Source organism: Paenisporosarcina sp. P4_E4_2, assembly GCF_056401595.1.
This window is the reverse complement of the sequence record NZ_JBFUJC010000149.1, coordinates 1-8118: the sequence shown is the minus strand read 5'-3', so window position 1 is coordinate 8118 and position 8118 is coordinate 1. Positions and strand designations below refer to the sequence as shown.

Below are 8118 nucleotides of genomic sequence, written 5' to 3'. Positions count from 1 at the left end.
CTCCAACTGGATGTACGGTTCGCTTCTTTTTTCAGTTCTTCGTAATTTTCTGGTAGATCATTTTGTACTTTGTTAGTCATGTAAATCTATCTCCTTTAATAAAAAAACCCAGCTATTCGCAGCTGATGTTTTTTCATTTATTTATTATCGAAAATTTCATATTTGCTTATCAGTATATACAAGCCATAGCGGATAAAAAACATTCAAGCATTCTAAAGAATTTCCTATACTAAGTATTGTACCATTTTCTGAAGACTCACATACGCTGTTTCACAAATAGAGATGAATAATACTTTTATTCACAGTTGATGGTGATCAATTTTTTCGATAATTTTTTGCAATTCAGACCAGTCCACTATTCTTGGAATGGTCAGATGCTGGTTGTAGGATTGATTCATAACAAAAGGTTTGAGATGAGCTGATGAAAGTGTATTTAACACATCCGGCTTGTCATCAAAATAATAATCGAGTTGTAAAGATTGAATGATTTCAACTTTTTCCTGATCCTTCATGCCGCAAAAGAAGCGATCATCTTGTACGGGAAACCCTTGTTCAATCATCCATTTTTTCGTCCGTTCGCCATGTTCACTCGGTCGAGCAGTTATATAATATATTTCATGACCTTGGTTACTTAGTTCCACCAATGCCTCGACCGCACCTGGATAAGGTGGACAAGCCGTGTAATAAATTTCTTCCAGATATGAAAAGCATGTTCTCTCAGCTTAATGAGAGTGTCGTCTATATCAAAACCAAATTTCATAATGGAATCCCTCAATTTTTTCTTTCATTTTTTATATACTGGATAACCGGTAAATTTAAAATCTTTCCCGATTTTTATAATCTCAGTATCAAATAATTCAACAGCATCGCCCATTTTGTCAATTCCTGTACCTTCCATGAAAGTAGGGGCTTGATGTCCTCCAATTAATTTCGGTGCAATATAAATAATGGCTTTATCAATCAATTTATTTTCTAAAAAAGCAGCGTTGATGGTTCCTCCACCTTCAATCAATACAGATGAAATTCCTTTTTCACCTAAAACTTTCAACACTTCAACTGGGTTTACATGTTTTGAACCAGACGTGGAGAAAACAGATATCCCCAAATTCTCCAAGGCTTTTTTCTTGTCCCTATCATAGTTAACACTGGTAAAAATCCAGGTATCAGCTAATTTATCTGTTACAACCTTACTCTCTAATGGAATTTTCAATGTAGAATCCAATATAATGCGAATCGGGTTTCGACCATTTGGAATTCTTGTTGTTAATTCTGGGTTGTCCGCAATAACAGTATTTGCGCCCACTAATATCGCCATGTTTTCATTTCGTATTTTATGGACATCATTTCTTGCTTCTTCAGATGTAATCCATTTGCTATCAGATGAATGTGTAGCAATTTTACCATCTAAAGTAATGCCCGCTTTTAAAGTTACGAATGGTTGATTCTCGACGATGAACTTATTGAATACTTCATTCATTTTTCTTGATGCATCTTCTTGAATGCCAACAATGACTTCAATTCCTGCATCTTCAAGAATTTTGACACCTCGTCCGGAGACCATTGGGTTTGGATCGAGCGTTGCAATAACCACTTTCTTCAAGCCGGCTTCTACAATCGCCACCGCACAAGGACCCGTACGCCCGTGATGGGAGCAAGGTTCGAGTGTGACGTAAATAGTTCCACCCCTCGCTTTGTCTCCAGCCATGCGCAGCGCATGAATTTCTGCATGTGGTTCCCCAGTTTTCAAATGAGCTCCGACTCCAACAATTCGGTTGTCATTCACAATGACTGAGCCCACCAGAGGATTCGGATCTGTTTGCCCCTTCATCGCCCTTGCATTATTAATGGCCAAATCCATATAAAATTCATGATTAGTCATTCGGACAAGTCCCTTCATCCTCGATTTCTAAATGTCCCGAGCGTTTAATTTTCGTCTGCAAGTAAGCTTCATTATATTCGGATACATCTCCCCATAAAGGTGTGCGACCTGAAATTGGCATACCAGCATCAATCAATGCCGCGAGTTTTTTCGGATTATTTGTCAACAAAGTAACAGGTTTTGTACGCAATGCTTTGAGTACATGGATGGCATCATCATAATTGCGGGAATCATCCACAAAACCGAGGCTTTCGTTAGCTTCCACTGTGTCGTAGCCATTTTCTTGAAGAATATAGGCCATGGCTTTGCTGAATAACCCAATTCCTCTACCTTCATGATTTGCTAAATAAAACAACGCTCCTGAACCGTGATCGACAATCATTTGCATGGATTGTTTCAATTGAAATCCGCAATCACATCTTTTACTGCCAAAGATATCACCAGTGTGACAGATGGAGTGCATTCTAATAAGTGCTTCTTCATCATTTTCAAAATCACCATACACCAAGACGCTTGACTGTTGATATTCTGCAAGATTGGCAGAAGATAAATTATCGATAATCTGTTGAAAATCTTCGTTTTCATTGTTGCTATTCAACCAGCAGTACCATTGAAAAATGACTGTTTCTCCATATAAATTAACAGGTAGGCGAATGGGACCTACCAAATAAACCGCACCATCATCTTTTTTTATTAACTTTATTTTATCTTTTAAAACCGAAAGAGCTTCTTTGGAAACCATTTGAATATCGCTCATTTTACTATCCCCTTTTTGTATCGTGTTTTCTCCATTAAGTTACTTTATGTAAGTAATTATATTTTTGTAACTTGAATTTGTCAAGTAAGCAAACTATCTATATCAGAAATAGTTGAGAGAATATTAATGACTATCCAGTAAAGACTCAACTCACATACAAGAAATATCGATTAAAAGGTTCAATTCTTTCACGTTTTATTCCACAAAAAAAGTTGATCCCTTTCTGAACCAACTTGTTTAATGGCAACCCTACTCTTTATCGTTAACTAGGATTATTCCAACGGGCTAATTTATGAATATTACGAGTGAACAGTCCAGTTAACATTTTCGGAATTCCGAATTCAATCAACTTTCCTTTCACCTTCTCTCTCATTTTGTCTACGGTCATCTCAGGAGATGTAAACGTGCCATTTTGATAACAATGGCTACAATACATGACACTTTTATTTCCATTCTTTTCTGTACCGCCACCTTCAGCATCCTTTGAAAGTGGCATTCCACAACTTTGACAATTTTTATATGGCTTCATCTACATATCACCTCATCTACTTGAATTATTAAACCTACATCCATTCTTTATCAGTCACATCAAAATTCTTTTCTGCCCAAGTGATTGCCTCCTCAAGTGATTCAAGATGATGATCGTCCTGAACTGTCCATTCGCTATCACACATGAATAAATAATACCCTCGTTCTTCTTCGTACTTTGCAATGGCTAAAGCAGTTATCGGTACTTCAATCGTAGTGCCATCTTTTTCTTCAAAATACATAGTGCTTAATTTTAGTGTTCCGTCATTTTTCGTTTGTTTGATTACTTTTGCTCCATCCAGTTCATTCACCTTCGTCATAAGCTCATCCTCATTTCATTTTTCAGTTTAGTTTGTCTTAGGCTCTTCACGTTCGATTTTGAGATTCATTAAAGGTAGATGAAAAATCATGAATCGTTCATTTTCATTTTGTTCATACAGCTCTGGTACTTTGATTTCTCGCAGAAATTCGAAGGTTGTCCTTGTTTCGAGAAACAAAAGATACGCTGAGGATGGATAGTAAAGAATTAAGTCAATAGATCTTTTATGCTCATCCACCGAATCGAGAATATGTTCAACAAATTTCATAAAAATTTGTTCAGAAAATGGATTGAAGAAATAGAATACATCATCTCTGGAATCGATTTTGTAGTCTTCAGCAAGACATCGTTCGAAGGTAATTAGTCCCTTCGATTTCTTCCCAGTCTTATCGTAGCTCTGCAAATTTTCTAGTGCATCTTGATAAAGTTTGCCACTCATTTCAATACCTATTGTCGGTACTTGAAAATGATTATGAATGTAAAAAGAAAGCCGACCTTTGCCACATCCAACATCCACTATTCGATTGTCCTTTGTTATTTCATAATGTTTGAACAGTTCATCTAATGCAATATAGGGTGTTGCTTCATATCGATTATAATGCACGGACTGATTCAGCACTTCGAGCGTTCCTGCAGTTTTAATACGAAGCATTCTATCCATTTCCTTCTCACTCATGAAAAACCCTCTATTCTGCATTATAAACAATGCATTAGTTCTTCTGCCCGCTCCCACGGTACAGTGTAGCCTTTACCTTTCGCGCAGAAAATTGATGATGAACTATATTCAGGGTCTGCATCTTTATTGTAAGCAATTCTCTGAATGACTTCATCTTCATTATGACATTGCTCATATCCACCGAACATCAAATTTAATACCCCTTTTCCTTGTGTAAACGAAGCAAGCTCCGCTGCATAGTTCATAAAGGTGGCCACTGGGACTTTTCCGGTCAATATCACTTTATGGCCTTCCGTTTTAGGTGAATCAAAACTTCCATGCGCCATTTGAATGTCGGAAAGTACTTTTCCCATCTGATCAACGTCTACTTTTATCCTAAAGTCATAAAAGGGCTCCAGCAGAAGATTTGATGCTTTTTCCATCCCCTGTCTCAATGCCCTGTATGTGGCTTCCCGGAAATCACCGCCAGACGTATGCATATTGTCGGCTCGTCCTGTTAGTAATGTGACCTTAATATCTGTCAATGGTGAACCGGTTAACAATCCGTTATGCGCCTTCTCCAATAAATGATGCTTGACCAAGTTTTGATTGCCCACCGACAAGTGATTCGCATGACAGACATTATCAAATGTGATACCACTGTTTCTCCCAGCAGGTTCCATTTTCAAATGAACTTCGGCATAATGTTTCAGTGGCTCAAAATGCCCGTACCCTATGGTAGTAGAGTTAATGGTTTCTTTATAAAGGATTTGCGGTTCTTCAAATTCAACTTCAAAATGAAATCTTTCTGCAACCAGCTGTTTCAAAATCTCCAATTGAATTGCACCCATCACATGGATATGAATTTCCTGGAGACGTTCCTCCCACATCACATTCAACGATGGATCTTCCACATCCAGTATTTGAAAACACTTCAATGCATCTTTTATATGAACAGATGGAGCAATAACAACTTTGGATTTCAATGTCGGTACCATTTCATATTCAGCTTTCCCGTATAAAGTTCCTAAGCCATCGCCTGTAACTGCATTTGTCAGTCCTGAAACTGCAAAAAGTTCACCGGCCTTCACATGTTCTACCGTTTTGAATTTATTCCCATTGTAGACCCGTATTTGTGTGATTTTTTCCGTTAATGCTTGCTCTATCGGACCATATGTTATTTCATCTCTAACGCTCAAAGTACCGCTTAAAGATTTTATAAAAGTGATTCTTGTCCCTTTTTCATCATGCCTAACTTTATAGACTCTTCCAGAGAATGCTTCATCACTTGTATATTGCGTCTCGGTCAATTGATGAAATTTATCCAGGAATTCGACTATACCAATATCCTGCAGCGCTGACCCACTGGCACACGGAAAAACTTTGTTATCCTTAATCAAGTCTTTCATTGTGTTGATCCATAAATCCTTCTCGTAACCATCTTCCATATAGTGTTCAAGAAGATTTTCATTGCGTTCAGCGATAGATTCTATTAGACTTTCCGTCATTTCACCTTCGTGAAAAGATTGAGTAATATCAATGACGTCCGCTGAAAAGTCTTCCTGTATTTCTTTTACTACGTTTTTCACATCCGCTCCAGTACGATCGGTCTTATTAATAAAGAAAAAGGTAGGAACGTGATGCTTTCTTAGTAGTTGCCAGATGGTTGCTGTATGTCCTTCGATTCCTTCAACAGCACTTAATATAACAATAGCGTAATCCATTACTTGAACGGAACGCTCCATTTCCGGAGAGAAATCAACGTGTCCTGGGTTATCAATTAAATAATACGTTGAATCTTTATATGTAAAAGTTGCTTGATCTGCAAATACTGTAATTCCTCTTTGTCTTTCTATTTCATGGCTATCGAGGAAAGCATCTTTATGATCTACACGTCCTCTTTGCTTAATACTTTTCGTATGGTAAAGAATTTGCTCGGAAAATGTTGTTTTCCCTGCATCAACATGGGCAAACACACCTATTGTTTTATTCATCACGCCACCTCACTTAAGTCAATTCTATCTTACAATTTACAAAAGATAAAAGCAGATACCTAAAAGGCACCTGCTTCACATAATGAACTTTACTTTTTCTTTTGTTGTTCTGGAAAGACTTGCTCACTGCCGAATTCAGTTTGTTCATTGCCAACCGTTTTTGCAATCAACTGCTTCACTTGATTGTAAGTAAGTCCTGAATTTGCATTATTTCTTTTGACCTCTTCAATATCTGTTCCGGTTTGAGTATATGCACCTGGCTTATTCTGATTATTCGTCATAAAAATGACACCTCCGTTTCGGTTACTTTTATGTTCTCTCAAAACGGAGTTTTTACTCAATAATTTTAAGTAAAGTAATTTTCAAGTGGTTTCCAATAATTTTCATGCCATCCTGTCCCAAGATGTTCCCCTTGAGCTTCCGGGAAAGCCGTGTGTGTGAATACGAGTTGAGTTTCATTGCCAAGTTCCTTGAATTCAAACTTAGCAATAGAATAAACACCTGCTTCCCAATTACCGGCACGCCAAGCTTGGACAATTCTTTCATTAGGCACCAATTCAATATTTCGACCCGTAATCATTCCACCGAATAAAGAAAAAGAATCTCCTTCTTCAGAACCGATTTCAGTCGGTGCACCGCCAGTAACTTTAGCAAATTTCGTTGCATCAGTTAGCGCTTCATAGAGGTGATTTGGACTAACGTTAAAACGTATTTCTTGATGTATTACAGTAGACATAATGGATTTTCCCACTTTCATGTTTTTGTAAGGATGGACCTAGGATCGACACCAGCATCTTTTCCTTCTGCAAAAGATTGCAATCGAATCATATAATGTTTCCATACTTCTAGGTGAGTCTGGATTTTTTCGGTAGGTAGATCATAGTGCGTCAATATTTACTGCGTCCCATTATCTTTCGGGATCGAGATCAGTCGAAACTCTAAAGTACTGGAACCGGGAGGAAAAAAATCTTTAAATTCTCCCAGCCCCATGTTATGACAATTTTCTCATAAGGGACAATATATCCTTTTTCACTATGTACGCAAACAGACGAATAATTAAAAAAGATGGAGAACGTATAGTCTCCACCTTTATTTAGCAATGCTACACTCTTTTAAATGTAGCCATTGATACGTGATTTGCCCTCTTCGATTATTTCTTTTCTTAAACCATCAATGGCTTCTTTACGATGTTCGTTTTTTTCCTTGATTGCGGCAAGCTCTTTCCCTTCAGCATACGTCATTGCTTCTTCTGCTGCTTCCATATTGTCAATCGTTTTGTTAAGTCTTTCTTTGTTATCTGCTGAATCATTTGGCTGTGGTCTAGGCATCACAAATCCTCCTTCAATTTGAATATTAGTCAAGAATTAGCGTTCCCACATTCCTGAATACTATCCATTGAATTCGTTTTTAGTAATTTGTATTTAAATGCACTGCTTTTACATCTATCTTCTTTATAAACTGCGTGAGGAAATCACAACAGTTTTAGTTTTCAAAAAAGTCCAGCTCAACTTGTTGAGCCGGACTTCTTTAAGCCTGCTTTAATTCCAGTCTTCGTGCAACTAAGGATAAAGCAAAGTTAACGATAAAGTACATCAATGCAATAGTGACGAAAATAGGTATGACACCCGATTCGTTCTGTGCGTATAAGATTTGAGCGTTATGCAATAGTTCTGGCAACGCGATGACGACAGCCAAAGATGTGTCTTTCAGAAGGGAAATAAATTGACTGACAATCGGTGGAACCATTCTTCTCAAAGCTTGGGGCATAATAATATATCGTAATGTCTGTATGTAGTTCAAGCCAGATGAACGTCCTGCTTCAATCTGTCCTTTTTCAATGGAATTCAGCCCACTTCGGATGATTTCCGAAAGCATCGCGGATTCAAAAATCGTCAATGCCACGATGGCAGCTGTCATTATTTCCATATCAATCCCGATTTCGGGCAACGCAAAATAGGTAAAGAAAATGATCAACAGTAAAGGGAG

General features: G+C 37.6%; 10 protein-coding genes and 1 pseudogene. All 11 read right to left on the bottom strand.

Annotated elements, in window-relative coordinates; all coding sequences use genetic code 11:
* Positions 1 to 299 precede the first annotated feature (299 nt).
* Positions 300 to 760: pseudogene (locus AC1DSB_RS11365) on the bottom strand (5' nucleotidase, NT5C type).
* A gap of 24 nt (positions 761 to 784) precedes the next feature.
* A complete protein-coding gene (ribD, locus tag AC1DSB_RS11360; RefSeq protein WP_477531990.1) occupies positions 785 to 1879 on the bottom strand; it encodes a bifunctional diaminohydroxyphosphoribosylaminopyrimidine deaminase/5-amino-6-(5-phosphoribosylamino)uracil reductase RibD in 1095 nt (364 codons plus the stop codon).
* Positions 1872 to 2636, bottom strand: coding sequence for a GTP cyclohydrolase II (locus AC1DSB_RS11355; protein ID WP_016429284.1), 765 nt, complete (start codon positions 2634 to 2636; stop codon positions 1872 to 1874). Before AC1DSB_RS11355 ends, ribD begins: the two co-directional genes overlap by 8 nt.
* A 262-nt stretch (positions 2637 to 2898) precedes the next feature.
* Positions 2899 to 3165: a zinc ribbon domain-containing protein gene (locus tag AC1DSB_RS11350; RefSeq protein WP_016429285.1), complete on the bottom strand. Its 267-nt coding sequence runs from the start codon at positions 3163 to 3165 to the stop codon at positions 2899 to 2901.
* Between the two features lie 34 nt (positions 3166 to 3199).
* Positions 3200 to 3484, bottom strand: a complete 285-nt coding sequence (locus tag AC1DSB_RS11345; RefSeq protein ID WP_016429286.1) for a hypothetical protein — start codon at positions 3482 to 3484, stop codon at positions 3200 to 3202.
* Between the two features lie 27 nt (positions 3485 to 3511).
* Positions 3512 to 4159: an SAM-dependent methyltransferase gene (locus AC1DSB_RS11340; protein ID WP_477586744.1), complete on the bottom strand. Its 648-nt coding sequence runs from the start codon at positions 4157 to 4159 to the stop codon at positions 3512 to 3514.
* A 20-nt stretch (positions 4160 to 4179) separates the two neighbouring features.
* The gene (locus AC1DSB_RS11335; RefSeq protein ID WP_477531779.1) at positions 4180 to 6132 is read right to left on the bottom strand and encodes a GTP-binding protein; all 1953 of its coding nucleotides are present in this window, start codon (positions 6130 to 6132) and stop codon (positions 4180 to 4182) included.
* A gap of 89 nt (positions 6133 to 6221) precedes the next feature.
* Positions 6222 to 6413 (bottom strand): hypothetical protein, encoded by a 192-nt coding sequence (locus tag AC1DSB_RS11330; RefSeq protein WP_016429289.1) that lies wholly within the window; start codon positions 6411 to 6413, stop codon positions 6222 to 6224.
* Positions 6414 to 6478: 65 nt separating this feature from the next.
* Positions 6479 to 6868, bottom strand: a complete 390-nt coding sequence (locus tag AC1DSB_RS11325; protein ID WP_016429290.1) for an SRPBCC family protein — start codon at positions 6866 to 6868, stop codon at positions 6479 to 6481.
* Positions 6869 to 7244: 376 nt separating this feature from the next.
* Positions 7245 to 7460 (bottom strand): small, acid-soluble spore protein tlp, encoded by a 216-nt coding sequence (locus tag AC1DSB_RS11320; protein ID WP_477586743.1) that lies wholly within the window; start codon positions 7458 to 7460, stop codon positions 7245 to 7247.
* A gap of 199 nt (positions 7461 to 7659) precedes the next feature.
* Positions 7660 to 8118: amino acid ABC transporter permease (locus tag AC1DSB_RS11315; RefSeq protein ID WP_477586742.1), on the bottom strand; the 459-nt coding region annotated here is incomplete at its 5' end.

Bases quoted from the DNA above. Each gene is read 5' to 3' on its own strand.
- ribD (WP_477531990.1), bottom strand. From the start codon at position 1,879: ATGACTAATCATGAATTTTATATGGATTTGGCCATTAATAATGCAAGG.
- AC1DSB_RS11355 (WP_016429284.1), bottom strand. From the start codon at position 2,636: ATGAGCGATATTCAAATGGTTTCCAAAGAAGCTCTTTCGGTTTTAAAA.
- AC1DSB_RS11350 (WP_016429285.1), bottom strand. From the start codon at position 3,165: ATGAAGCCATATAAAAATTGTCAAAGTTGTGGAATGCCACTTTCAAAG.
- AC1DSB_RS11345 (WP_016429286.1), bottom strand. From the start codon at position 3,484: ATGACGAAGGTGAATGAACTGGATGGAGCAAAAGTAATCAAACAAACG.
- AC1DSB_RS11340 (WP_477586744.1), bottom strand. From the start codon at position 4,159: ATGAGTGAGAAGGAAATGGATAGAATGCTTCGTATTAAAACTGCAGGA.
- AC1DSB_RS11335 (WP_477531779.1), bottom strand. From the start codon at position 6,132: ATGAATAAAACAATAGGTGTGTTTGCCCATGTTGATGCAGGGAAAACA.
- AC1DSB_RS11330 (WP_016429289.1), bottom strand. From the start codon at position 6,413: ATGACGAATAATCAGAATAAGCCAGGTGCATATACTCAAACCGGAACA.
- AC1DSB_RS11325 (WP_016429290.1), bottom strand. From the start codon at position 6,868: ATGTCTACTGTAATACATCAAGAAATACGTTTTAACGTTAGTCCAAAT.
- AC1DSB_RS11320 (WP_477586743.1), bottom strand. From the start codon at position 7,460: ATGCCTAGACCACAGCCAAATGATTCAGCAGATAACAAAGAAAGACTT.